Origin of the sequence: Tumidithrix elongata BACA0141, from assembly GCF_036349135.1 — a bacterium.
In the GTDB taxonomy this organism is placed as follows: domain Bacteria; phylum Cyanobacteriota; class Cyanobacteriia; order Pseudanabaenales; family Pseudanabaenaceae; genus Tumidithrix; species Tumidithrix elongata.
In genome coordinates this window covers 1-25,542 of record NZ_JAZBJZ010000075.1, presented here as the reverse complement: position 1 = coordinate 25,542, position 25,542 = coordinate 1, and the positions used below count along the sequence as shown (strand labels likewise).

Sequence of the window (25,542 nt, the reverse complement as noted above, 5' to 3'; positions counted from 1 at the left end):
CATTTGCTGTGTGGCAGCCCCTGAAACCATCCTAGGCTTCCGCGTAAGGTGAGTTTCTAAGTCAAATAATCCTGTTTGCCAATCCTGCATTGATTTCCACCTTATCTATTGCTTCTTTCTCATTTTACCTCATTTTCCTCAAATCCCTTCCTACTCTTGTTTGTATTTTTAGAGATGCCCTTAACCTATGCACAGAACTAGGATAGTTCTTTCAACAAAAAAATCAATCATCCACCAATTTGAGACATCGTGCGTTGGTAGGAAGGTCGATCGCTCGTACCGCGATCGCGGTCCTTAAAATTGATTTCAGATTTAAGATTGAGTAACTCCCTCACGATCGCGCGCAGGAAGGCAGGATCTTTTCCTTCGCGTAAAGCCGTTTTGAGATCGATTTGCCCAGATTCATTTAAAAGACAGGGGCGCAGCCAGCCATCTGCTGACAGACGAATGCGATTGCAGCGATCGCAAAAACACTCAGACATTTGACTAATAAACCCGAGCGTTCCCTTAGCATTGGGAATCTGAAACACATCCGCTGGCCCATTGCCGCGACAATTGGCTGCGATCAACCCGAAGTGATCGCCAATTTGCTCACGCAGCGTTGCCGAGTCCACCCAGCCTTTATGCTCAAACAAAGCCGTATTTCCAATCGGCATAAACTCAATAAACCTCACATGCCAAGCGCGATCGATACTCAGAGCTGCCAAATCTAGCACTTCCCGATCGTTTACCCCCGGAATCACGACGACATTGAGCTTTAACGGGTCAAAGCCCACTTCATGGGCAGCGAGAATGCCTTGCCACACCTTTTGCCAATGGTCGCGCCCCGTGACTTGGCGAAAAATATCGCGATCTAAAGAATCTAAACTGATATTGATACGTTTGAGTCCAGCTTCATAGAGCGATCGCGCCATCCCCTCCAACAAATAGCCATTGGTGGTCATTGACACATCCTCAACTCCAGACAAACTCGTCATCGCTGCAATCAAGTCCACCAAGCCTCGACGCAAGAGCGGCTCACCACCCGTGAGGCGAAATTTCTTAAAGCCTAATGGGATAAAAACCTCTTGCAGCAAGCTCAGTAACTCAGCATTCGTCAGCATCTCTTGGGTTTGAATGTAATCAAACTCGGCTCCAATGGGCATACAGTAAGAGCACTGAAAGTTACAGCGATCGATCAAACTAATTCGGAGATAATCGACAGAATTTTGGGCTTGCACTTGTTTTTTTGGAGACAACTACCTATATACTACCTACCTAAATATTTGTCGGGTATGAACACTTAAATTCATACTTTGTCATGCTTATTTGCGATCGGTGCGGCTTTGCTGTCAACCGTTCGATTTTACGCGATCGAAATACAAGAACAAAAAATGTTTTTGATGCCATTCCAATGATTATTTTCGATTTCCTATTGACAATGTTCCCTATGGGTCTATAATCCCTCCATTGGTGGTGTGACCAGCGATATTACAGTGATAGAAATATATGTTTGGCTTTAAATTCGGCGGCGGTTCTAAAAAAGGTATAGGCGTTGAAATAACTTCTGAGCGAGTTAATATTGTCGAACTGCGCCGAAAAGGTCAGTCAGCATATAAACTCATCAGCTATGGTACCGCTGAGCTACCTGAAGGAACTGTAGAAGAAGGACGGATCAACGATCCTGTCGTCCTTGGAGAAATTATTCGCACGCTGTTGGCGGATAAAAAAATCAAAGCAAAAAGTGTGGCGACAGCCGTTCCAGGTCGTGAAACGGTGAGTCGTCTAATTCGTTTGCCTGCTGAGATTCCTGATACGGAATTGCGGGAAATGGTCTTAAATCAAGAAGCCAGCCTGTATCTGCCTTTTCCCCGTGAAGATGCCGATGTGGATTATCAGAAATTGGGCACCAGCCTAGATGATGACGGTGTTGAGCGCATGGAAATCTTGATGGTAGCAACACCCAAAGAGGTAACCGACACCTACTTACAAGCTTTAGAAATTGCTCAACTATCCGTAGATATTGTCGAAGTTAGTAGTTTTTCTCTGATTCGTGCCCTACGTAATGAATTGTCAAGGTTTAGTACTGCGGCAGAAGCAGTGGCAGTGGTTGATATTGAATATGAGTCAACCGAAATCACGGTTACGGTTGATGGCATACCTCAGTTCTCTCGGACGGTTCCTATCGGTACGGCACAAATTCAAAATGCTCAGCTGAGAGCCATTAACTTGCCTCCGCGACGAACCACCGATCTTGAGATCCTGCATTCTATGGCTGTACCCGTTCAGACCATGGATACCGCAGGTTTGGCAGGTGGAGGTGGGAACAGCCCTGGAGATGCTGCGATTTTAAGGGTAATTGGCGATCTAGCTGATGAACTGAGGCGTTCGATTGATTTTTATACAAGTCAAGCTTCAGGTTCAGACATTGTTCAACTTTTACTGGCAGGTCCTGGTGCCTGTATCGGTCAACTCAATGAATTCTTTAGTCAGCGATTGGGTATCGCAGCAATGCCCGTCGATCCACTTGGTTCTTTGTCAGTTTCGACCGATAAAGATATTTCTTTTGAAGAGCGAGTGGGACTATCGGTAGCTCTAGGTTTAGGCATAAGGGAGGCTTAATTTCTATGTACAGTCTCGATATCAATTTTCTTAGCGATCGAGAAACGTTAAAAGATGGAGGGGTTGAACGTCAGCCGATCGCTGATTCTCAGTTCCTTCTCTATGGTGGCATTGTAGCGGTCGTTTGTTTGGCGGCAACAGCTGGTGCTTACTTTTTCCTAGATTACTCAAACCAGAGCCTAGTAGAAAACTTAGCAAAGCTTACAGCCGAAGAGGGAGACCTAAATACCAAGCTTAAAGCAGTGGAAGGTACCGAAAAACAGCTATTAGAGGTAGAAGCTCGTACCAACGAGCTACTTAATCTGTTTGTCGGACAACTTCCAGTTAATGCTGTTTTAGATGACATCAAGCGTCGGACTCCTGCTACGGTTCAGGTTATTAGCTTTGCCCAGTCAGGTAAAGATATCAAGCTCGATGGACAGGCAACAACCTATAACGAGCTCAATGATTTTATGCTCTTGCTACAATCGTCTCGATTTTTGGATTCTTCAAAGACGAGGTTGGTAAGTGCAATTCTAATTCCCGCAACTAAAGACAAACCGTTTAGTGCTGTGAGTTATAAAATCGAAACTTCGGTGACTGCTGAAAATTCGGCACAGCTACTTCCAGAATTGCAGAAGGCGGGAGCAGATGGTCTTGTTACCAGAGTTAATTTGTTACAGCAACAAGGAGTGATTCCAAAATGACCGCAAATTTGAGTGCTGCTCAGCAAGGTGATGATGGCTCTGCCGGAGGTGGTATTTCACTTTTTGGCATGACGTTAACCTCTAAAGTTTTAGGGATTGCGATCGCTATTGCTGGCGTGGGTCTAGCTGGCTATGGTGTGACAAGTTTTGTTCTGCCTAAAAATGACGACATCCAAAACAATACGAAAAGTATTGAAACAAAAACCGCTTTAGTTGCCGATCTCAAAAAGAAAATCAGTAGTAAAGGGGATGTCACGCAAAGAGTAGAAGCTGCGAACAAAAACAATAAATTTGTACTCACACTTTTGCCTACCGTTGATAATATTGACACGCTGGTTCGGGATATTAATGCTCAAATCCCCAAAACGATTGTCGTGTCTTTACCTCCTTTTTCCTTTAACTTGGAAGGCACACTGCAAGAATATACCCCGAAGGAAATTGTAGTTTCGCCACAGTACCGAACCTATACTTTTAACATCACGTTTGATTCTACTTTTCCTGAAATGCTCAAGACTATTCAAAATATTGAGCGACTAAAGCCTTTGTTGATTGTTAAAGACTTAACTTTAGCTAAAAAGGCAATTGCTCCTGATGCGTTCAAGTTGCCTGGAAATGTTCCTGAGGACAAGAAAAAAGCTATCTTAGACAACTTCCCGCCTGTATTGACGACAAAGTTTACCCTTGTCGCCTATGTTCCACTGACGGAAGCTGAACGTCAGGCAGCAGCAGCTCCACCTAAAAAGTAAGCAGCAGCTCCACCTAAAAAGTAAGGGGATGTAACCTAACTATCTAGGGTTTATAAATTATCCATACCTTTATGGAAGTCAATCTTTAGCATTTTTGGTGTTGAGTCAATTTCAAAGCTTTTTCAGGGTTTTGACCTTCAAAAATCTTTAATTTGGGATTTTAAGAATGTTCTTAAATACTCAAGTTTTAAAGATCTAGGCACAAAGCATTTGAACGTAATTTAGCTAGATTTTGTCTTTAAATACATTAAAAGATTGACTGTTTTTTCATGCAAACTTGACAGTTGTGATATAATTTCCAGCCATATCGAGGCTTTGCATTAGTGGTTTCACGATCTTTCAACGATCTATCAAAGAGTTAAGTGAGGAGTTTTATTTATGAATGGAAAGTCTTTAGCTTGCTGGTTAATGGTGGCGACTATTTGCCCGCAGGTCTTAATCGTATCCCCCAGTCATACTGAGGTCGTCTCAGAGGTTGCCAGTCGCATTACGGATATCAACACGACAACATCTGGCGATCGCTTGAATCTGGTTCTCAATTTTGCTGGTAGCGATCGCCCCCAAATCACCTATCGCAGCCAAGGCAAGTCTTGGATCGCCGAGCTAAATGGCGCGCAACTTCAACTAGGGAATGGTAATGCTTCTTTTGCCAAAACTAACCCTGCCCCAGGAATCAGTGCGATCGAAGCCACCCAAATTGCGGCGAATAAGGTCAATATTCGGATGACGGTTACCGATCCTGATGCATTCAAGAGTTCTATAATTCGTCGTGACACTTCTAGTGGGGTAATGTTTTCTGTTGCTACAGCCCCATCTGCTGATAAGAAACAAGATAATCAAAACAATCTCTTGGCTCAGGTTCCTACAACCAGCAAGCCACAAGTTCCATCGCAAGCAACAACACGTCCTGTCACCCCAAAAACTCCAGAGGCTTTGGTGACAACGTCAAATAGTCAGCTTTCTACTGAGCCAACGACAGAAGTGATTAGCTCAAGTACAGACAGTAAAACCACTAAATCTGGACAAGTGGTATTTCAGCCTCAACTTAGCATTACTGGAACGGATGGTAAAACCAGAGTTGCACAGACAACTGTCCCACCAGATCCACAGGTTCCTCCCGCAGTAGTGTCTCCAGTCCAACCTCAGTTGCCAGGGCGCACTCAAGGTGTCGTGCCTCCTTTTCGAAAGTTAACGACTCCACCAGTTGGTGATATTGCTACAAGTACATCAACTTTCCGTCCAGATTCTGTAGATTTGGGCAGTGCAGAGCGCGTCCCAAGACTGACGCTAAAAAATGCGCCCGCTGTTGAAGTTCTCACCTTGATCGCTCGAATTGCAGGGCTGAGTGTTTACCCTGTCGCAGATGATGCCGCAGGAGATGCAGTTGCTGTAGCTGCCGCTACCCCAGGGACAACAGGCACAGGTTTAAATAAACCTGTCAGTTTAGATGTAGAAAACCAAACTGCTCAAGACGTTTTTAACGATCTTTTGCGCTCAACAGGACTGCAAGCAAGCCGTTTGGGTAACCGTGTATTTGTAGGCATTAAGCTTCCTGTCAGTCTGCGTAATATCGTTACAAAGAGCTATCGCCTCAATCAAATTTCTGTTGGTGAAGCTACGGCATTTTTGATTGGTCTGGGTGGAGAAAGAGTTGTCAACCGCCTACGCCCTATTCCTGGGATAGACACAGCTACCATAGGTTCTACCGCTACCAATACTACTGTGACTGTTCCGACTGAGTCCGTACCAGTTTTAGAATCAATTACAGCCACCCCAACCTCTAAAGCCCCTCTTGTGCTACGGGGAGTACAAGTCATAGGTGAAGAGAGAAGTAACTCTGTTACTCTGGTTGGTCCACCTAATCTTGTCGCTTATGCAGAGGCTCAGCTCGCTCGTCTAGATATTCGCAAACGGCAGGTGGTTGTGAATGTAAAGGTTGTGGAGGTACGTTTGCAGGGTGCGCAAACCTTTGCGTCCTCTATAGGCTTTAACGCTAGTAACACGGACGGTGGCGGTACTAGATCGACAGCTCTTGCTAATAATGGCAACTTATTCTTGGATTTTAATAATGCGCTGGCAGCGATTAATCCTCAACAATTTATCGCGAATTTAAACTTCAGTATTACGAGTAATAATGGCAAGATCTTAACCGATCCATCGATTACGGTTCAAGAGGGGGAAAAAGCAAGTATCGCCCTTACAGAAAGCGTGGCAACGAAAAGCACTGTAACCCCAGCCGTTTTCGGTCAAAATGGTAATGTTTTGACTCCTGCTACTCAAACAGTTACTGTAGAAGATGTCGGTCTAGCACTAAATATTCAGATCGATCGCATTGATGACAATGGATTTGTGAGTTTGTCTGTTTCACCTAACGTCACTGCTCCTAACGGTGATTTATTCCCTCGGGTATTTGTTTCGGGTCTCCCTGTCTTTGGGATCGGTCTCAGTAAGCGAACCCTTAACTCTGGAAGGGTTCGGATGCGCGATGGACAGACGCTGATTTTATCTGGAATTATTCGAGACCAAGATAGTCAGGCTCTGACCAAGGTTCCTATTCTTGGAGACTTGCCCATCATCGGTGCTTTGTTCCGTCAGGAGGTAAACACCAATAGTCGCAGTGAAATTGTTGTAACAATCACTCCTCGTATTATTGATGATAGCGAGCGAGCCAACTGGGGTTACACCTATCAGCCCGGTTCGGATGTGCAAAAGGTTCTTGATAGCAATAGGATCAAGCCTCAATAGATTGCCAGACAATCGAAATAGCTTTCTTTTTTCTTCTCATTTAACTCTTTTCCCTTGGTTCCACTACCAAGGGTTTTTTATTGGCAAAAACAGCCATTAGCTGCGGGCATTTTCTACTCAGGGTATGTGGGGGCTTATTTAAGCTGTTGTTGTAGATATCTATCTAAGATCTGCTTGAAACAAGCAAATCCATAGGTATCTATGACGCAATGTCGAAGTGCTTCAGCTTGATAAACGAGAGGATTTGCATAGTTACCTTCTAGGATATCGACCAAGGTTTCTGCGATTTCGGTCAGGTTGTCAGGATCTACTAATGCACCAAGTTCGCCCTGCCGCAGAGCATCTACAGCCCCATCTTGATTTCCGCCTAGGGTTGGTTTACCACAGGCTAATGCCTCTAGATAAACGATGCCAAAACCTTCACGCTTACTTGGCATGGCAAATACATCGCAGAGGTTGTAATAGTCACAAAGTTCTGCATCAGGAATAAAACCTGTTAGGGTGACGCAGTCTTGTAATTCCAACTGATGAATTAGAGATAGAATACGATCGCTGTCTTTACCCGTACCCACAATCATGTAATGAACGTTGGGAATAGTGCGTCGAATCTGTGGCATTGCCAAGAGAACCTGTTGGTAACCTTTATATTGTTCTGAGTCAATCAGCCTAGACACGGTGAGAATAATTTTTTGCTGCGGCTGTAAGCGATATTTCTCGAGTAGATGGGACGGCTTGGGTGCAATTCTGAGTCGCTCTGGATCGAAGGTATTCGGTAAGATCGTAACTCGATCGGGATGAAAGTTATGAGATTGGAGCAGGCGATCGCGCGTAAATTTGCTCACAGATAGAATGCGATCGGCTCGATGTAGGGCTTGAATAACACGCGAGTTTTTGATATTCCACGCTTCCACCCCATGGGCTACAACCCAGTAGGGAGTGCCTGTAAAACGATTTAACCATGCTGCAACAATGGCAAAATTGAGATGCGTGGCGATAATTAAGTCAGGGCGCGACCAAAGTCCCCCAATCAGAAGTTGTATCGCAAATACAGGGGTTTTGAGCCACGATATCCAATGCCCTGCACTGTGGAAATGGGTCTGTGGTAGGTAGGTTGTGTTTGAGGGAATGGCGCGATCGTTTTTAAGGAAAATCTGATAGTCAGCCGTGGGATAGAGTTCTTGCAAGCCCCTGACAAAGAACGCAGAAAATACCTGAATGCCGCCTTTGTTGCTGAAGAGTTCTGGCACCCAGACATGAAATTTAGGATTGACTTTCTTTGACATAATGTAGTGCTGACATCATTCCCTGCGCCACCTTAGCATAGCTATAGTTGAGAATAATCTTATGGCTGGCTTTTCCCCATGCTTGCAAGCGATCGCGATCGCTACAGGCTTCTTTTAAACAAGTCGCAAGTTCAACGCGATCGCCTGCGGTAAAGATCAGTCCATTGCGATCGGAATGTACAAGATCTTGGGCGCATCCCACATGGTTACTGACAATTACAGGACGAGCCATACACATGGCTTCATTAATCGCCAATCCCCATGTTTCACTGGAGCCGTAGCTGGGTAAAACCACCAGGTCAGCGGCGGCATAGGTACGAGGCATCAAGGACTGGTTTTGAAAAGGGGCAAAATAGATATCGGTAGAATGAGCAGCTAGTAATCTCAAGTCTGGCTCCAATTCTCCAGCACCCACAAATAACAGAGAGGTATGCTGGAACTTGGCATCGAGAAAGGCATGGACTAAATCTAGGGGACGCTTTTTCGATACAAACTTTCCCGCAAATAAGATTAAAAGATGCTCAGAGGGAATTCCTAACTCTGCTCGCCAAACTTTAGCTTGAGCGATCGCTAAATCCTTGACATCAAAGAACCTCTGGTTATCCACACTATGGGGGGCAAAAAACAGCTTCTGCTCAGGTACGCGATGATATCGAAAATAGTCATGGTTAGCTTTCCCCACATACAGACAAGCCGCAAACCGTTTAAAAATCGTGGAAATAAACAGTCGTTTTGCCCATGATTTAACACCGCGATTCACCAATAGTCGATGGGAATCGCCCCGAAATAAAAGTGGAACCCTATAGGTCTGCGATCGCCACAGGAACTGATAGATACTGTCATAGTTATAAGAAACCATAAGCAAAATTGCATCGGGACTGTAGTGCTTTACCCGTTCTAACAGCGTAGGATTCTGCAATCCCGCTCTGTGATGCGTACCGGGGTTAGCGCTGATATTCTCAACAAACTCATAGTCATAACCTTTTAGTAAAGGAATATCCCATTGGAGCGATCGCTGAAACCCTCGATCCATTTGCTCTGTAACGCCAAAATCCCAAAGATAAAAGACCTTAATTTGTAGAGGTGTCTCTGCTGCTAAGTAGCTAAATAGAGGTGCATAGTACTGAATTGGATGGGAAGCAACGATCGCGAGTTTCATGGATAAGGTGGTTAATGGTTATCGGTTATCGGCATTTATTGGGATATTGTGATGAATATTTGAACTGACAACTGACAACTGACAACTGACAACTTGACAACTGACAACCTCCTAACGAGTGCCTTGAACGTTCACCCGATCATCTTGAACCTTCATCAACAGGAAACTGACAATCGTCAAGGTCATACCAGACTGAAACAGAGCTGCCACATAAACCCCCGCCGTAAACTCTGATTGGAACGCATAGGCCATCAACAGCACTGCAAACAGAGAACGAGCCGAAAATAAAGACATATTCATGCTCCATCGCGCCACATAGCCATAGACAATTCCTAAAACTGTAGCGAGTCCTGCACACCCCCATAACCCAAAATTCGCATAGGACTCAGCCAACAATCCCCAGCCAATCGTGGTTGTAAGTGTGGCCTCACGCGTTTGTCTGCCATAGTGAATATTCAAAATTGTTGTACCTTCATGACTCGTGATTTTCTCGGAGTTAAAGAGACGAGGAACCAAAAGTTCAGGCAAAATTGCATAGGTAGCCCCATCCAAATAGGGAAGACCTTTTGAAGTTTCTGACTCTGTGAGCAAAAGCTGTTGTAACGTGCTCGATCGCTCTAAAAAAGATTGCGATTCTGAATTGTCTCGATCGTTGTTTGTAAAAGATCGCAGTGCTGTTTCTGTCCATTCCGCATAGAAAGCTGGATAGTTCCAAGGTTGTAAGGTGAAACTCTGATACCAATATTTCGATCGCATCTCCCCTTTGCCAATATGCAAAAGCGCAAAACAGAGCACCACGATCGCTAAGGTTTTCCAAGGAATATACTGTCGTCCCATAATAAACGCGATCGTTGACAGTAAAAACAAACTCATCGCTCTCACTAAAATCATACTTGCCGAACTAGAGCTCATATCTAAACCGAGCAAGACAATAAATAATCCAGAAGCAGTTTTTGAGAGTTCACGCTTGCCAAAGCGATAGGCTAAAACAAACACCGATAGTGCTGTCAGCCCTAAAATTGCGCCTCGCACAAGTGAAAACACGCCTCCATCTAGAAGAAACCATCCACCCGTGGTGTACATATGAAATAGGACACTAGCAAACAGAACCATCAGAAAAAAAGTATCGCCTCGTTCGGTTTTAAGTACTAAATATTTTGTGGGTGGAACCGATACGCTTTTGACCAATTGGAACCAGATTGCTGTTCCCAAACCTAAGAAACCGACAACGGTCAAACTTGCTAGAAAACGGCTGTCTGGCGAATAGGTCATTACAATAGGGTGTTCGCTCAAGAGGGGGCTGGCATGCGTCCAAAGATGGGTGAGAGCAAACACCGGGAAAATCGGCATCCCAAAGACGCGCCCCGAACACCACAGATAGCTGGGAAGAAGTGCAAAGAGTGCAATCAACACCGCACCCAAAATGTTTTCAAAGGAACTAGTCTTAGAGCTGACAAGTGAGATCGCCACGATCGCAGCAACAGCTACCCAAAATGCATTGGTCAGTAGCTTACGCTGGGTATGAAATTGAGCAATTTGCTCGGCAATTCTAGGATCGGCTTGTTTACGAGGTTTCGAGGGGTACTTCGATCTTGTGACTGCTAGAGATTCAGATGGCTTTGTTGGTTTCATAGGTGGTAAGAAATAGGTCAACTGCCTAAGTTCTATTGTTGAGAAAATCAAACCAAAGGGCTAGGGTAGGGGCGAAACACATCGATCGAAGATAGCACATTGCTTTTGGGTCATCTCACGGGCGGTATAAGGCTGAAAGGCTTCCCAATTCGTAGTTGGTAGATAATCTGGGGGAAGCGAAAGCAGCCAATTAAGTTTTGTAGAGATTTCCGTCAGTAAATCCATAGGAGTAAGATTTGAGTTAAATGTTACCAGTTCCCCTGCTTGACACCGTTGCAAAACCTCTACTACCGAGCTTTGCTGATTAAAAATTGCCAAGATTGGCTTACGCGCCAGAATGCATGGATAAATTTTGGAAGCCGTATAACCGGCCGCATCAGACCCAATCAAAAGAATGGCATCGCTTTCGCTCAGAATTTGCAGAGCTTCAAAATAGGGGAGCCTCTGTGGATATTCTTTGACGAGATCGGCAACCTTGAATTCTTGCGCGATCGCTTCGACGGTTTTCACCTGATTTTCAGAAATATAGGAAGTACCCACAAAGTGTAACTCAACGTTTTCCCAGACTTTGGGGCGGGCTTGACGAAGGGTTTGAATTGCGAGGAATAAAGCTCTAAGACTAAATCCCATGATGTCATTCCCCGCTCTACCGACATAGACCCAGTGTTTTTTGCCATCTTGGCGATCGAAAATGCTTTGTTGAATATTCAGCATGGGCAGAAGATCGAAGTCTCGCTCAGAAGCAGCAAAAGGCAAGACGGTAAATTTGTCTGGATCTAGTGTGGGATATCGCTGCATGAAAGTTTTGGGATATTCTGGCGACACGCTAAGGATATGACTGGCTTGGCTTACTGCACTCGGCTCAAAGCGTCGTGCCAACATCTGCGAAAACCCATACTTTAGCTTCCCACCGGGTGGCGGAAGATTAGCAAGTTCGTAATAATCATTGATCCAAGGATCTTGAAAGTCGAGCACATATGGAATGTTAAAGCGATCGCGCCAGCGTGCCGCTAAAATCATTGTCGTAAACACCGTTGTAGAAAAATAAATCAGATCGAAATGTTGGGTTTTGAGCAAGCGATCGCCTGCCCATAGAAAACTTGGCAAACACCTTAGGCTCAAACTGCGCACACCAAAATATTTGCTAATTTGTGCGGGTAATATGCCAATCCGCGTAATCGAGAGATGGCTTGGGATGGTTTGCTCTAAGTCGCGATCGTAAACGCCTTCAATACATTCTGGTCGAACTGCCAACACTACAGGCTCCCAACCAAATTCCTCAAAAAAAGGTAAAGACATCCTGATGCGCTGATGATCGGGAGCATTGATCGGAGGAAAGTTAGGACTAATAATAAGAACTCGTTGATTCAATTAGATTCAGTTGTAGCGAATTGCATAATATTAAACTGTGAGGCAAGTATCTAGGGGCAACTCATAAATTGTCCATACAATTCTAGGCAGGGAAAATATTGCGGATGAATTATGACTGATGTCAATATTAGAAATAGATACCTAAAGCTTTATATTTAGGAGCTGATTGACAGCGCTCTAAGACTTGGTTGCAATTTTTAATCCACAGGTAATTATTACTTAAAAGGCTACTACTAGGCATCAATAACGCTTTTTTAAAAGGGTCATAGCCAGCAGCTCTAAAACCAGCTTTCTGAAGAGTTTCTTCGATTTCAGTATTAACGGTTTCTAATAAAATAGCAAGTAAAGAACCACACATTAACGTGTTGATTGCTCCCTGTATTACTTCAGGTTCATACCCTTCAACATCAATTTTAATCAGTGTTGGCTTTAAAGCCTCAAGTATTTGATCTAATGATTTGACAGGCACTTCGATAGATGTTCCTATATATTGCTCGTTAACAACTTGATTAGTCGTGTCACAATCTGATGAAAATCTAAGGAATCCACTTTCCCTACCTACCGCACAACAACGAGCATCAACTAAGGAATGGATATCGTTAATGTTTATGTTGCGCCTTAGTCGTTCAAAAGTGATGGGTATTGGTTCGAGTGACAAACTATGGGCTCCCACCACTTTTGAGGCGAGGACAGTATAGGAACCGATGTTTGCACCAACATCCACAAACAAATCCCCCGCGCGCAGTAGGTGCAAACAAAAAGCCATATCTACAAACTCATGGAGTCCAGCATAAATATTGCCCGTTGCACCAGTCATACCTCGTTCGACGACCAATTGTGATTCACCAATCCAAGGAAAAACTATTGGCATCTTTAACAAGCGAGATCCGATTTGCCATGTGAGCCAACGTGAGATCGCAGATGGAAGGTTGCGTGATGCTAGTGGATGAGCATAAATAAAGCGCCAAGTTCTCAGAAATGATGTAATCACAGATTTTATATTTATTCCGAGAGAGGGAAATCCCTTTTAGGAAATTCTTATATAGCAATTGATTCCGTTTGACAATTCGATGGCGGGGGAGCCCATCGGAGCGTTAGGGTACGCCCAGAGCATCCCGTAGAGCCTGTTCGCTAATGCCGAGTCGTCTGGCAGATGCGGCTAAATCGGGAGGCGGAGGCCCAAGTGCTTCGCGTAGGGTCTGTGCGCTGATGCCGAGTTTTTGTGCTGCCACCTGTAAATCGGGATGATGCATCGGTGGTCTACCATTGGGCGGACGTCCCATCATTCCCCCAGGGGGCGGTCCACTGATCGTCATCACATCTCTCATGTTGTACTTGCCGCGCATGCAACCCACAGTATAAGGAAAATCCCAAGTAGCGTGATAATGGTACATCGATACTTGCTTGCCATCCCAATCGATCGCGTGGGTATGTCCATGGCATTCATCTAGATCGGCACTCATGAGCATTTTGCCATTTTGTCCCCGCCGACCGTAAATTCCAAATCCATCTAGGCTATAGCCGACCAACGTGGAATGACCGTTGCTTAGGGTGGCATCGGGGAAGCAAGTGGTGAGACTATGGTAATGATAAACTCCTGAAACTTGCGGATGTCCTTGGCAGGAATCTTGGGTCTCATGGGCAACGGCGTCTCGACCCGGTGCATCTAGGGCATTGAAGAGAACGGAACCTGTCAATAGAATGCCAACTGCTCCCGGCGTACAGGATGGCTGTGCTGCCAATTGGGGATTGATAGGTAAATCCACGCGCATATTCTGGGTCGCAATGCTATTGGGGTTGCGATCGAATTGATAGGCATCATCGGTGCGACGGATAGGATAGGTTCCTGTGGGATGGTTTGGCAAATCGTTGGTCGCAAATATGCGTTTGTCCCCTTGAATTGTCATTTTAAAGCGGTAGGGCCAAGTCACTGCACCATCGACAACGGCTTTGGCAGTTAAATCGTAAGTGCCGTCCTTCTTGATCCAAGTTCCATCACGGAAGGCCCCACCAGCATCAGCTTCTATATGGCACGGCCAAATCCATCCTATCTTTGGACTGCGGGATAACTTGCCATCGCCTAGGGGTAAGTGGGTGAGATCGACGCGATCGCCTTGGGCAACTAAAGCCGATTGAGGCGTAGAATTTGCATGGAGCGTGACAGAACTGGCTGCGCCTAGTTTGTGAAAGGCAAGAATTAGCAAGATAACAGCGATCGCAAGTCCAACAAAATGCTTTTTCATATGTTTGCGTGCTCCTATATGGAAATGCGATCGATCTGCAATGACCGCTAAGTTCTCAAGCTTTTACCATAACCGAAGTTTGTCCACTTCGCAATTTGTCATACTATTTTCAAAAAAAGATGCAACGAATCTTTTAAAAAAACACTCTGCACGGAAATTCAAAACTCGATCTATTGGGAATTTAAGAGCAATTAGTATCGCCCATCAAGATTCAGAGCTTCCATTGTAGGTCGTTCTAAGAAGGTGAGATTTTTCGCGATCGGAGTAATTTGATTTGCAGACTAGATCTGAGTTTGTCGGGTTCAGATAAATTACGACTTGCCGCATTACTTTATTGGGAATCTTCTTTGGGTGTGAGTCCAAGATTCTAAATGGAATTTATGGATCGGCTTTGGTTTGAAATTCTAAATAAAGCGTTTATACTTGGATTCATCCTGAGTGTATCAATTTCTTTGGCAGATGTTATGCGATTCCAGCCACACTTTCCTTTATATTTCCTGTTGCTGACCTCGTTAGCATCCTGCCAAGGCACAGGTTTTGGAGGAATTGTCGAAAGTGCGATCGCGCCTAAACCTGCTCAAACAGAGAGTATCACCCTACCCACAGACTTTCCCGCCGATATTCCAATCTTTCGGCAGGCAAGCTTACAAGACTTGCAGCGATCGCCCCAGACTGACTCGCTGAATGTGACTTCCCGTTGGCTGATTCGCGAACAACCAACGCAAGTTACCCAATTTTATCGCGATGCCTTAAGCCAAAATGGTTGGCAGGTCTTGCGCTCGAGCGATCTAGTCAATCAAACTCCAAATCAAGGCACTTTCCTAGCCGAGCGCAACGATCTCCTAGTTACCGTCGCCGTACAACCGATTCCTGAAGGCACGAGTCTCTTGTTGCAATATGTACGTCTGCCCCAACCAGTTGCCAATAATACACCCAATAATCTCTCCAGCAACCTCAATCAACTTTCCAATAATTTTTCTAGGAATACAATAGACGTCACAAATTTCTCGATTCGTCTATTTGGGTTGACGCGTTCTTTCCCCAGACTCAATGGGCAATCGAATTCGCAAACTAATTCCCAAATACTAAGTCAGAACCTGACTTCATTTCTACCCAGCGACCTAGAGGCTGCGCCTGCCTCTCTACGTCCCTTTGTTAAGGACATAAGTCAGCTTGGCATTATTGCCCCCAAATCGCAAAACAACTTTGAGCCCAATCGCACCATCTCCAGACGCGAATATGCCCGCTGGTTAGCCATGACGAATAATCGCATTTATCAAAATCGTCCTAGCCGCCAGATTCGGTTGGCACAGGCTGCTAGCGATGCACCCACATTTACAGATGTTCCGCGTAACGACCCCGATTTCAGCATCATTCAAGGCTTAGCGAATGCAGGCCTAATTCGCCCCAGTGCGGATACAACCAATAATACGGCTAATCTTTTCCGCCCTGATGCCCAGATTAGTCGAGAGGAACTGTTGCAATGGAAAGTCCCCTTAGATCTGCGTCGCCCTTTACCAAATGCTACGGTCGAATCGGTAAGTCAAGCCTGGGGATTTCAAGACAGCGATCGGATTGCACCAACAGCCCTTAGAGCAATTTTGGCAGATGCCCAAGCAGGCGATCTATCAAATATTCGTCGAAGCTTTGGATTTACGACGTTGTTTCAACCTCAAAAGCCAGTGACGCGGGCTGAAGCAGCAGCGATCCTCTGGTATTTTGGCACGCAAACCGATGGATTGTCGATTCAAAATATTTTGGAAATAGAGAAAGCCACCACCAATCCATCGAATCCTTCTTCTAATAATACTTCTGTAATCCCTTCACCCAATCCTTCCTTAAGCCCTACCCCAAGTTCTACAGTTCGTTAAGATTCATAGCCTGATTGTTCATGTGTTTGCAGACAAAAGCACTGTTTTTTTCTGGTCTACAAACATGTCTAAGGAAACTAAGGTTGTAGGCGCACGCTGGTATTGCAACGCAAGTTCAATGCTAGTCCCAAAAAACATCTTAATTAAGCTTGCTAAATCATGAACATTTTTTAAAAGTTAAAGCGAAATCATACGCTGGCAAAGCGGTATAGCCCGTAGCAACCCAAACATAAAGCGATCGCAATATGAGCACACAAACTCACCTAAATTTTGTTGCCCCTTGGCGCGCACCTGATTTACTGCCACTCGATATCAGTGTAAGTATCAGCGATTCCCTTAGGGATGCGTACCGCCGCATCGGGACGACATTTAGAGACATCGAGAACTTGTTACTTGTCTGTACCCATGAAGAAATTTCTAGTTTTTGGGTTGCTTTACAGAGTATGAGAACCACCCTCCAGCAGTATCGTCCTGATTTATGTCCTCCAGAGCTACCAAGGTTTCTGCAAAAAAGACGCACGCGCAGAAATATCACCCGCATCCTGGTTACGCTTACTGATTTAGGTTTTCGCAATCTGATTTCCCAATCGAATAGGAACCCGATCGACGGAATCCCCAGTAGTGCAAAACCTCCTAATCAGCTACATCCCAGCTAATTTTGCTCCAATTTTAGACCGATTCCTCCGAATAGCTCACCCAAATTTTAGACTTCCAAAATTAGATCAGGAGATTCCCTATGCAAAGCGATGCTCATCCTACCCCATCCATCCACACTCACCGCTTTAATCCCAATTCCAGTCCCTACATGAATTCCAAGGTTGTTGAATTTTCCCCTCAAAATGCTCAGGCTGAATATGTCTTACAAGAGATTGAAAACTTGGTTGGGAACTTTACCCCAAACGAATCAGAGGCTTTTTGGGTAGCCGCCGATCGGATTAAATCTCGATATCGCATTGCCTCATTCATGAGTGAAATTGAGGCTTTACTCGTTGCCTTTACGAGTATTAATGATGAGGCTGATGTCTTAAAAGAAATTGCTGAGAAGGTTAAGACATACGGTAAAACCGAAAGAATTGAGAAAGATGAGAGAACTGAAAGAACTGAGGAAACTGAGAGAACTGAGTGGAACGATTCCTCTTGGGATACATCCCGTCGCAAACCAGAAATTCCTAGCTTTTTAATTCAAAGAAGAGACATCTATCGTGGTTGAAAGGATGGGAGTAAACCTGAAGATTTGATATGAGAAGAATTGGGAGAAGAACTATTCTTCAGGTTGGCGTAGGGGCAGCTCTCACCGCGATCGCCACGCAATATACTGCCCGTGCCCAAGCTCCCACAGGTAAGATCTTTATCTCGGCAGGACGGGGTGGTTTTGAAGGAGCATTACGCAACCCCGGGGCGGAAGTTGGGGGGACAAATGAAGCGATTGAGATGATTGCTACGCGAGATCTGATCGTGGCGGAGCTGCGATCGCGTGGGCTCGCGGTCGAGGCTCCTGATGATACCCTCAACTCCGTCAGCACGATTGAATGGATTAACGCACGCGGCAATATGCAGGATGTGGCATTAGAGATTCGGATGGGGGCAGTGGATAACCTGGACATAAGGGGAGCCACCGCGTTTTACATTGCCTTAAATGGCGATCGTCGCCGCCAAGCCGAACAATTGCTCAGTGCCCTCGTTAAACGCGTCCCACTTTTGCTCAGTCGGGGTGTAAAACCTGACACAGAGGCTTCTTTGGGAAGACTTGCCTTTTGTCGCGATCTAATTCCTCAGTCACTATTAGTTGAATTAGGCTTCCTGACAAATTCTCAAGATCGTAGCTTATTACAAACGCGCCGTCGTGATTTTGCTTTGGGTTTAGCGGATGGTCTAGAGAAATGGTTGCGATCGATTGACGCTTTACAAAACAACCCCACCGTTGTGACTCCCACCATAGAGCCTGAAGAGACATCGCAAGATAGTTCCACGACAAATCCTTCCACATTACCACCCGATCGGACATTCCAACAGGCATCCCGTCGAGCTTCGAGTGATGGATCGTCCGAGCCTGATGATTTACCGATTGTTACTATCCAAATCAACGGTCAAATTCAACCACAACGGGGCATTATCCTGTTTGGCAATGCCTACATTCCTGAATTGCAACTGGAACTGTTGGGACTGACCGTTCAGAAAACCGCAAACATTCGACGGATCGTTTATCGCAAAACTGTCTACGTCCAAGCGATCGCCCTGCGCGATCTGAGTATTTCGATTTCCTTTGATTCTCTGCGGCGTATGGTAATTCTCAAAACTGTGTTAAAGGCTTGCAGCGGTCAAATCGATCGGATTATGGAAAGTGGAAATACCTCAGAAGCACAATTGCTTACTTTCCTCAAGATCAATCAGGTTCCGATCGCTAAATATGGCGAGTTGCCCAAAATCTATCGAGAGGAAGCCGCGATCGAAGGGGTAAATCACGACATTGCCTTTTGCCAAATGTGTCTAGAGACAAACTTTTTGCAGTTTGGCGGTGACATTTTGCCAGAGCAAAACAACTTTGGTGGCTTGGGGGTAGTAGGTGGTGGACTGCATGGCGATCGCTTCCCCGACCAGAGAACGGGGGTGAGAGCGCAGATTCAGCGATTAAAAGCCTATGCCAGCACGGCTCCGTTGGTCTTGGCAGTTGTCGATCCGAGATTTCCTTACATCACACGCGGAACCGCACCCCTCTTAGGACAACTTACCGATCGCTGGAGTCTCGATCCTAACTACGATCGCCGCATTATGGCAATCATCAGGCGTTTATACGAATCCGCTGGCATTCTCTAACAGATCTAGGAATCTGGCATCCTGTCGCAAGCCAGCAAACGCAGGATTAGTCCTTGCAGAGCGACCATAAACGGCAGGATTGCAATCGATCGCAGACTTGAGATTCGTCAAGGCCAGTTCCACCTCGGACTGAACCGCATAAATACAAGCCTTGCTAAACCAAGCCGCAGCATAGTCAGGCTTTAGGGCGATCGCCTTGTCCCAACTGGCTATCGCCCCGTTGTAATGCTCTAGATTGCCCATGGCACAGCCACGATTAAACCAAGCCTCCGCAAAATTAGAATTCAACGCGATCGCTTTGTCCCAACTAGCGATCGCGGCTTCGTAATCCCCTAAGTTACCCAGAGCAATGCCTCGGTTGTACCAAGCTTGATGCAAGTCAGGTTGTAACGCGATCGCGCGATCGTAGCTATGTACGGCGGCTTCGTACTGGTCCAGATCGTTAAGCGCAATGCCCCGATCGTTCCAAGCTTCGGCAAAATCTGGCTGAATTTCTACGGCTTTGCTAAATGAAGCGATCGCCGCCTCATACTGTCCGATCTTGCTAAGTTTAATTCCCTGCTGAAAGTAAGCTTCCGCACCGAAATTTGACGCCGAAAAGGGGGATAATGGACGATCTGAGGGGGGCATAGTCATGTCACATGAAGCTTTCTAGATGTAAAAATGATACAGACATACATTACTCAATTTGTACTACCTGTCATAATTTGGTTCGCGATCGCTTGGTTTATATGCGATGCGATCGACTCAGTAGTGCGAGGCATCAAGCGTATCCAATATTTACATCAGATTCCTTGCAGTAATTGTGCCTACTTTACAGGGAACCATCACCTCAAGTGTCCGCTCCATCCTTCCGAAGCCCTGACCGAATCAGCAATTCGTTGTCGAGATTTTGCCCGTCATTAGAGATTTATACGATTTGTCCGCAACTCTCAACATGAGAATGGATATAGTTTGCCTTATAAGTGGTTTCATAAATATTTCGCTAGGATATACTTAAACCAGATATTGAGGACGAAAGCATGATGGATTTCAAACTGTGGGGAGGCAAGTCTTAAACAGATTAAACAATATGTTAAGAACCAAGGTATTGACTGTGCTTCCCCATACGTCTAACCTTCAGTATAGTGACTGTACTTTTGCGGAGGGTTGATGGGCTACTCCTTCTTCAATTTGTCCGATCGCTAACAACCCACAATTTCTGAGTTATAAGGATCGATAACTAATGAGCCCAGAATTTGATTTTTTACCAAACCTGCCAAAATCAGATTTAGACGATCGCACCTTTCAGGATTTGGTGAATGAGTGTCTTTTGCGAATTCCACGGTATTGCCCAGAGTGGACAAATTACAACCCTAGCGACCCTGGTATCACTTTAATCGAGCTATTTGCTTGGTTAGCCGATCAAATGTTGATGCGGTTTAATAAAGTCCCTCGCCGCAACTATGTCGCCTTTCTAGAATTACTGGGGATTCGGTTATTACCCCCTGCACCCGCTCAGACCGACGTTACATTTTATCTGAGTGCCTCCCTACCTGAAACCTATGTGATTCCTGCCGCCACAGAGGTGGCAACCATTCGCACTGAAACTGAGGAATCGGTGATTTTTAGTACCGATCGACCCTTAGCCATTGCCAAGCCTACGATTAGACATTTACTCACCGCCGAAACCGTCGAAACCGTACCTCAGGTTTTACGCGATCGACTTACAGGTCTGTGGTCAGAAGGAATCGACGAAGGGTGGGAAGGACCAGAATTATCGATCTTTAACGATGAACCCCGTGCCAATAATTGCTTTTATCTTGTGTTTGATACAGAGCAGCCGACGGAAGGCAATGTGATTGCTTTGCAAGTAAGAGGGGAAGCTGCCACCTCAACGGGGATTAACCCTGATATTCCGCCACGACACTGGGAAGCTTGGAATGGCGTCGTCTGGGAACCAGTTTTATTGCGAGAAACCGATGACCATACCAAAGGATTTAGTTTCAGCGACCAAACTCGTCAAGGTGGTAGCCCTACACAAGGAGCAGAGGTGATTTTACACCTGCCTCAATATTGGCCGGTCACACAATTTACCAACTATCGAGGTCGCTGGATCCGTTGTATCTGCACGCCCCTAAAAATCAATCAACCAGGGTACAGCCGATCGCCGCGCATTGTAGGCTTAAATGTGCGCTCCATTGGAGGCACGGTCAGCGTCACGCAAAGTAGTGCTGTAACCAACGAAATCGTCGGTGAGAGCAATGGCAATCCCGGGCAAACCTTTGAGTTGCTGCAAACACCAATTTTACCCAGAACCGCCGATGAGTATGTCTTGGTGACACCACCGATGGGGCTACCGCAAATTTGGCAAGAAGTATCAGACTTTTCTAACTCTGGGTCTGAAGATTTACATTATGTACTTGACTCCCAAACAGGTGTCATCCAGTTTGGGCCTTTGGTGCATGCCCCCAGTCATTTGCAGTCCCAAATCGTGCAACGAATGCGCTTGCAGGGTACACCCCTTGAGCGAGTCGAGCCCGACGCCCTATCAACCGACAGTCTAGCCACAGCCGTTGCGGGGCGACAATACGGTGCTGTGCCCCCAAAAGGTGCAACGATTGCTATGGCGAAATATCGCACGGGTGGCGGTTTAAAAGGCAATGTTCAGAGAGGAACAATCCGCTTTTTAAAAACAGCGGTTCCCTATGTTGCTAGCTTGATCAATCATGTCTCTGCCTACAATGGTGCCGATGCCGAATCCCTTGATGATGCTGCCATTCGCGTACCCCGGCTGTTACGCACTCGCAACCGCGCTGTCACCAAAGAGGACTTTGAAACCTTAACCCTCGAAGCGGGTAGTGGGGCGATCGCTAGGGTAATGTGCCTGACCGCCAGTCGCAAAGAAGATGCAGGTATTGTGCGGCTTCTGTTAGTGCCCCAAGTCAATACCGAAGCGATCGAACTAGGCGATGGTATCGATCCCGATCGGTTGGCATTGAGTCCCCAATTAAACGATCGCGTTGTGAGCTTTTTAGACGAACGCAGGCTATTGGGCGTGCAGATTCGCTGTAGCCAGCCCGATTATGTTGGGGTATCGGTACAAACCGAAATTTCCCTCGATCCTGAATATCGCAATCCCCAAGCTCAACAGGAAGTCGTAAATAAGCTGCAAGTGGCGCTCTATCGATTTCTGAACCCGCTAACGGGAGGAGCGCAAGGCAAAGGCTGGGAATTTGGTCGTCCTCTCTATCCTTCAGATATTGTCAAGCTTTTACAGACCGTTAAAGGCGTGCGTTACCTAGGCACCGTGCAGCTATTCGAATTACGCCTACAAGAGGAAGGTTGGGTGAGAACATTACCACGAGAACCAATTATCGACCCAGGGCCTTTAGGATTGATTTGCTCCTGGCGTAATAGTCGTCTGCGTTCTAGCCATGTAATTAGCGTAGTTTAGTTGCATTTATTTTTAAGTTACTTTCCTTACCCATTTTTGCTCCTATGACACAAAAGAGTGAACTGCTTCCCCTTAGCCTGCAACTCCTGCCTATGCAAATGCCAGAGGCAAGGCTGGGCAGTGATCGCGACTATCTTGGTGAAGGTTCCAACATCCTCAATGAATCAGCGATCTCTACATCGGTGAGCTGCAACTTACTCCTGCATCCTGGGGAGTTTAGTGAAATCGTGGTTAAACTAGAGAATCTAACCAATCGGTCATTGCAACTGAGTTTGCGCATAGAAGGGGACTTTCCCCCACATTGGTGTAGCATCGGAATGGAAGGGAACGAACTTCTCCCAAGGGCTCAAATGGAATCGGTTTTGCATTTTCAGGTTCCGAGCGATTTTTTTGAGGCACAAGATGCACTTCCCCGAAATCAAAATTTGAGACAAACCTTAACCTTAGACTACACAGGTCAACTCTTTGTCTATGCCAATCAGCCCAATACCAATCCTGTGCTGGTAGATATTGCGCCCTTTAATCTTTACCTTCGCCCGCATAGTCTTTATTTAAACTTCTTACCTGATATTTATCGGGATATTGATTTCATTGGTCGATTGCTCAAGGTTTTTGAACAAAGCTATGAGCCCTCGGTTCAACAGATGGATGCGTTATGGGCTTATCTAGATCCGCTCACGACTCCTGATAACCTCTTACCTTTTTTAGCTCACTGGGTAGGATGGCAGTTTATTCCCACGCTCAGTCAAGAACGACAGCGATCTTTGATCAAGCAAGCGATGGAGATTTATTGTTGGCGAGGCACGCGCAAAGGACTGCGTTTCTATTTACATTTATTTACGGGGTTACCGCTTGACGACCATCTTCCTGAAACTGAGAAGCATATTAGTATCACAGAAGTGAGCGGCAAAGGATTTTTAATGGGAGAGTCGAGTATCGGACAAGATACGATGGTAGGGGGAGGGAAACCGTTTCATTTTATTGTGCGAATTCATAACGATCTGCCTACTTCCCTAGACCGCAATCGCATCATTGAGATCGTTGAGCAAGAAAAACCAGCTTTTTGTACCTACGAACTTTATATTACAGGAGCTACCCTATGACGAAGCCCTATTCTTCCCCCGAGATAAAATCCTTTGAGCGGCTCCAAGTCACAGATGGTCTACTGATCAATAGCGATCGCTGGCAGTTAGCCCATGAGTATCACCGTCAACGGCAAAATACGCAATTTCAGGCGCTGTTTGAGCCAGGGATTGTCTGTGGGTTGGGCGTATGTCCGATCGCAGCACCTACGGAAATTCCTGCCAAATTCCGAGATGGTCGTTGGGTACAAATTCAACCAGGCATTGCGATCGATGTGTTTGGCAATTTTATTGTGGTTCCTCAACCCCTAGATTTTCGTATTGCTTCGGAGGCGATTGCTGGAGATACGAGTACGGTCTTTTTAGTCGTCAGCTATGTCGATCCTGATAAGCTCAAGCGCTCCAATACTTCGAATGGGAACGATCTCCTAGTTGAAACATTTCGAGTAAATGAGAAAACGAGTCCTCCCAGTGATGCTGAAATTGAAGTGTGCCGAGTAACGCTACAGACAGGAGCGGTTACCCTGCAAATTCCTAAGGATTTATGGAATCCGACTTTTAGCGAATTAGATTTGCGTTTCCGTGCTGCTGCCCGATCGCGTCCGCAGGCAATCGTAAATGTTGCCAGCCTGATTGATAGCGATCCTACCTACGATCGCGTCATGACAGAAAACCTTTCTTGTTTGCTGCAATCCATCCCAAGTTTATACCCTGCGATCGCGGCTTCTGATAGTCTTGGACGCATTGATGGACGTGCACCTTTCCAACCTGCCGATCTAGCTACCTATGATCTGATTTATATGACGAGTCAGCAGTCTTTAAAGTTGATCGATCTCCAGATGCTAACGCTCAAAAAGTATCTAGAAGCAGGGGGCACTATCTTAATTGAAGCTTCGATCAAAGATACCAAACTTGAAGAGTTGATGGGGATTCAGAAGGAACTTCAGGATGCGATCGCCCGTTTAGAAAGAAGCCTCAAGGCAAACCTCGGCGAGGCAAATTATGGCAGTACTGATGGCGATGATTTAAACAGTCTTAACAATGAGCTAGGGTCAGAATTGTCAGCGATCGAAACAGAGCTACAGGAACAAATCGCTGTTTTAACCAAAACCTTTAAGGACTACGCCGAGCAGCTTGGCACACCCTTAGAGGAAAACCGCAAGCATTCTTTACGAATCCAGCCATTTCTGTTCTCAGGGCTACCGAGAGTGCAAGGAAATCCCATTCGCTTGCTGGTGGGTGGCGGGATTGTATTTGTGATTGGCGATCTGTCCTCAGCTTGGGGAAATACTGACGATCTAGAGTTACCTCGCGAGACCATTCGCTCTGCCCAGGAGCTAGGCATAAATATTTTGCATTTTGCCAAACAACGACATCATTTGATCCAATCCATGCAAAAAGACCCGAAATATGCTCCTCAAGAAGCCCCATCTACTCCGTCAAAACGTAGACTCACCAATCTATTTGACAAATTGACTTAGGGAACCTTTTTGTGGAGGAACGATCGCGAAATGCAATGGAGTTGTCTTGCGTTGCGGTAGAAACAGTTACAGCAGTTTTCGAGCCAATTCACCTCGAAACTGGGTCGCAGGGCGTAGCGCCGCATTGGGTTTTAGATTTCTGTCTGTGGTGCTTTTGAAGTTGCAAGTAGGTTTAATGAGATTCCAAACACTAACAATCAAAGCGCTTAAGCGGATCTACGCTGAATTCAGATTATGGTGTTGGCACATCATGGGGATGTTTCGTAAGTCCGTCACCGTTTCTACCAAACAGGGGGTATTCACGGTCTGGTTGGCAGATCGTGCGATTAGCAGGTGTTTATAGAACCCATTTGAGATCTTAAGAAGTGGCTGCAAGTCTCTTCAGCATTAGC

Annotated in this window: 20 protein-coding genes; 12 read left to right on the top strand and 8 right to left on the bottom strand. The window is 45.8% G+C overall.

The annotated features are described in order from the left end of the window. Positions 1–227: 227 nt before the first annotated feature. On the bottom strand, positions 228–1,238 hold the full coding sequence (moaA, locus tag V2H45_RS16845) for a GTP 3',8-cyclase MoaA (RefSeq protein ID WP_330484826.1): 1,011 nt from the start codon (positions 1,236–1,238) through the stop codon (positions 228–230). A 250-nt stretch (positions 1,239–1,488) separates the two neighbouring features. Between moaA and pilM the strand changes: the two genes are divergently transcribed. The 4 genes from pilM to V2H45_RS16825 all read left to right on the top strand — a co-directional run bounded on the left by pilM (position 1,489) and on the right by V2H45_RS16825 (position 6,778). Next, positions 1,489–2,601: a type IV pilus biogenesis protein PilM gene (gene pilM / locus V2H45_RS16840; protein ID WP_330484825.1), complete on the top strand. Its 1,113-nt coding sequence runs from the start codon at positions 1,489–1,491 to the stop codon at positions 2,599–2,601. A gap of 5 nt (positions 2,602–2,606) precedes the next feature. Beyond that, complete coding sequence (locus V2H45_RS16835; RefSeq protein WP_330484824.1) at positions 2,607–3,287, top strand: PilN domain-containing protein; 681 nt, start codon at positions 2,607–2,609, stop codon at positions 3,285–3,287. After that, positions 3,284–4,033 (top strand): hypothetical protein, encoded by a 750-nt coding sequence (locus V2H45_RS16830; RefSeq protein ID WP_330484823.1) that lies wholly within the window; start codon positions 3,284–3,286, stop codon positions 4,031–4,033. Before V2H45_RS16835 ends, V2H45_RS16830 begins: the two co-directional genes overlap by 4 nt. 378 nt (positions 4,034–4,411) lie before the next feature. Next, entirely contained in the window at positions 4,412–6,778 is a 2,367-nt protein-coding gene (locus V2H45_RS16825) for a secretin and TonB N-terminal domain-containing protein (RefSeq protein WP_330484822.1), read from the top strand. Positions 6,779–6,912: 134 nt separating this feature from the next. Here V2H45_RS16825 and V2H45_RS16820 read toward each other — a convergent pair whose 3' ends face one another. The 6 genes from V2H45_RS16820 to V2H45_RS16795 form a co-directional block, all read right to left on the bottom strand. Then, a complete protein-coding gene (locus V2H45_RS16820) occupies positions 6,913–8,061 on the bottom strand; it encodes a glycosyltransferase (RefSeq protein WP_330484821.1) in 1,149 nt (382 codons plus the stop codon). After that, positions 8,039–9,220, bottom strand: a complete 1,182-nt coding sequence (locus tag V2H45_RS16815) for a glycosyltransferase family 4 protein (RefSeq protein WP_330484820.1) — start codon at positions 9,218–9,220, stop codon at positions 8,039–8,041. Before V2H45_RS16815 ends, V2H45_RS16820 begins: the two co-directional genes overlap by 23 nt. A gap of 111 nt (positions 9,221–9,331) precedes the next feature. Then, positions 9,332–10,852: a hypothetical protein gene (locus V2H45_RS16810; RefSeq protein ID WP_330484819.1), complete on the bottom strand. Its 1,521-nt coding sequence runs from the start codon at positions 10,850–10,852 to the stop codon at positions 9,332–9,334. Positions 10,853–10,912: 60 nt separating this feature from the next. Next, positions 10,913–12,151, bottom strand: coding sequence for a glycosyltransferase (locus V2H45_RS16805; protein ID WP_330484818.1), 1,239 nt, complete (start codon positions 12,149–12,151; stop codon positions 10,913–10,915). 199 nt (positions 12,152–12,350) lie between these two features. Next, positions 12,351–13,214 (bottom strand): FkbM family methyltransferase, encoded by an 864-nt coding sequence (locus V2H45_RS16800; RefSeq protein ID WP_330484817.1) that lies wholly within the window; start codon positions 13,212–13,214, stop codon positions 12,351–12,353. 103 nt (positions 13,215–13,317) lie between these two features. Continuing rightward, positions 13,318–14,466, bottom strand: coding sequence for a YHYH protein (locus V2H45_RS16795; RefSeq protein ID WP_330484816.1), 1,149 nt, complete (start codon positions 14,464–14,466; stop codon positions 13,318–13,320). Between the two features lie 464 nt (positions 14,467–14,930). Here V2H45_RS16795 and V2H45_RS16790 point away from each other — a divergent pair, with 464 nt between their 5' ends. The 4 genes from V2H45_RS16790 (at position 14,931) to V2H45_RS16775 (ending at position 19,151) form a co-directional block, all read left to right on the top strand. Further along, complete coding sequence (locus V2H45_RS16790) at positions 14,931–16,337, top strand: S-layer homology domain-containing protein (RefSeq protein WP_330484815.1); 1,407 nt, start codon at positions 14,931–14,933, stop codon at positions 16,335–16,337. Positions 16,338–16,582: 245 nt separating this feature from the next. After that, positions 16,583–16,993 (top strand): hypothetical protein, encoded by a 411-nt coding sequence (locus tag V2H45_RS16785; protein ID WP_330484814.1) that lies wholly within the window; start codon positions 16,583–16,585, stop codon positions 16,991–16,993. Between the two features lie 80 nt (positions 16,994–17,073). Continuing rightward, a complete protein-coding gene (locus V2H45_RS16780; RefSeq protein ID WP_330484813.1) occupies positions 17,074–17,547 on the top strand; it encodes a hypothetical protein in 474 nt (157 codons plus the stop codon). A gap of 29 nt (positions 17,548–17,576) precedes the next feature. Further along, entirely contained in the window at positions 17,577–19,151 is a 1,575-nt protein-coding gene (locus V2H45_RS16775) for an N-acetylmuramoyl-L-alanine amidase (protein ID WP_330484812.1), read from the top strand. Here the strand turns inward: V2H45_RS16775 and V2H45_RS16770 are convergent. Further along, entirely contained in the window at positions 19,125–19,781 is a 657-nt protein-coding gene (locus V2H45_RS16770) for a tetratricopeptide repeat protein (RefSeq protein ID WP_330484811.1), read from the bottom strand. The two genes, V2H45_RS16775 and V2H45_RS16770, sit on opposite strands and share 27 nt — an antisense overlap. A gap of 33 nt (positions 19,782–19,814) precedes the next feature. Between V2H45_RS16770 and V2H45_RS16765 the strand changes: the two genes are divergently transcribed. The 4 genes from V2H45_RS16765 (at position 19,815) to V2H45_RS16750 (ending at position 25,150) form a co-directional block, all read left to right on the top strand. Continuing rightward, positions 19,815–20,057: a hypothetical protein gene (locus tag V2H45_RS16765; protein ID WP_330484810.1), complete on the top strand. Its 243-nt coding sequence runs from the start codon at positions 19,815–19,817 to the stop codon at positions 20,055–20,057. A 319-nt stretch (positions 20,058–20,376) separates the two neighbouring features. Continuing rightward, positions 20,377–22,587 carry a putative baseplate assembly protein gene (locus tag V2H45_RS16760; RefSeq protein ID WP_330484809.1) on the top strand — a complete coding sequence of 737 codons (2,211 nt, stop codon included), beginning with the start codon at positions 20,377–20,379 and terminating at the stop codon, positions 22,585–22,587. Positions 22,588–22,631: 44 nt separating this feature from the next. Further along, a complete protein-coding gene (locus V2H45_RS16755) occupies positions 22,632–23,690 on the top strand; it encodes a phage tail protein (RefSeq protein ID WP_330484808.1) in 1,059 nt (352 codons plus the stop codon). Then, positions 23,687–25,150, top strand: a complete 1,464-nt coding sequence (locus tag V2H45_RS16750; protein WP_330484807.1) for a DUF4159 domain-containing protein — start codon at positions 23,687–23,689, stop codon at positions 25,148–25,150. The genes V2H45_RS16755 and V2H45_RS16750 overlap by 4 nt, the downstream gene beginning before the upstream one ends. The last annotated feature ends 392 nt before the right edge of the window (positions 25,151–25,542 follow it).

Excerpts from the sequence above, each read along its gene's own strand:
- V2H45_RS16760 (WP_330484809.1), top strand. The coding sequence starts at position 20,377 with ATGAGCCCAGAATTTGATTTTTTACCAAACCTGCCAAAATCAGATTTA.
- V2H45_RS16815 (WP_330484820.1), bottom strand. The coding sequence starts at position 9,220 with ATGAAACTCGCGATCGTTGCTTCCCATCCAATTCAGTACTATGCACCT.
- V2H45_RS16810 (WP_330484819.1), bottom strand. The coding sequence starts at position 10,852 with ATGAAACCAACAAAGCCATCTGAATCTCTAGCAGTCACAAGATCGAAG.
- V2H45_RS16825 (WP_330484822.1), top strand. The coding sequence starts at position 4,412 with ATGAATGGAAAGTCTTTAGCTTGCTGGTTAATGGTGGCGACTATTTGC.
- V2H45_RS16790 (WP_330484815.1), top strand. The coding sequence starts at position 14,931 with ATGCGATTCCAGCCACACTTTCCTTTATATTTCCTGTTGCTGACCTCG.
- V2H45_RS16830 (WP_330484823.1), top strand. The coding sequence starts at position 3,284 with ATGACCGCAAATTTGAGTGCTGCTCAGCAAGGTGATGATGGCTCTGCC.
- V2H45_RS16785 (WP_330484814.1), top strand. The coding sequence starts at position 16,583 with ATGAGCACACAAACTCACCTAAATTTTGTTGCCCCTTGGCGCGCACCT.
- V2H45_RS16750 (WP_330484807.1), top strand. The coding sequence starts at position 23,687 with ATGACGAAGCCCTATTCTTCCCCCGAGATAAAATCCTTTGAGCGGCTC.
- V2H45_RS16770 (WP_330484811.1), bottom strand. The coding sequence starts at position 19,781 with ATGCCCCCCTCAGATCGTCCATTATCCCCCTTTTCGGCGTCAAATTTC.
- V2H45_RS16765 (WP_330484810.1), top strand. The coding sequence starts at position 19,815 with ATGATACAGACATACATTACTCAATTTGTACTACCTGTCATAATTTGG.
- V2H45_RS16835 (WP_330484824.1), top strand. The coding sequence starts at position 2,607 with ATGTACAGTCTCGATATCAATTTTCTTAGCGATCGAGAAACGTTAAAA.
- V2H45_RS16775 (WP_330484812.1), top strand. The coding sequence starts at position 17,577 with ATGAGAAGAATTGGGAGAAGAACTATTCTTCAGGTTGGCGTAGGGGCA.
- pilM (WP_330484825.1), top strand. The coding sequence starts at position 1,489 with ATGTTTGGCTTTAAATTCGGCGGCGGTTCTAAAAAAGGTATAGGCGTT.
- V2H45_RS16805 (WP_330484818.1), bottom strand. The coding sequence starts at position 12,151 with ATGTCTTTACCTTTTTTTGAGGAATTTGGTTGGGAGCCTGTAGTGTTG.
- V2H45_RS16820 (WP_330484821.1), bottom strand. The coding sequence starts at position 8,061 with ATGTCAAAGAAAGTCAATCCTAAATTTCATGTCTGGGTGCCAGAACTC.
- V2H45_RS16795 (WP_330484816.1), bottom strand. The coding sequence starts at position 14,466 with ATGAAAAAGCATTTTGTTGGACTTGCGATCGCTGTTATCTTGCTAATT.
- V2H45_RS16780 (WP_330484813.1), top strand. The coding sequence starts at position 17,074 with ATGCAAAGCGATGCTCATCCTACCCCATCCATCCACACTCACCGCTTT.
- V2H45_RS16755 (WP_330484808.1), top strand. The coding sequence starts at position 22,632 with ATGACACAAAAGAGTGAACTGCTTCCCCTTAGCCTGCAACTCCTGCCT.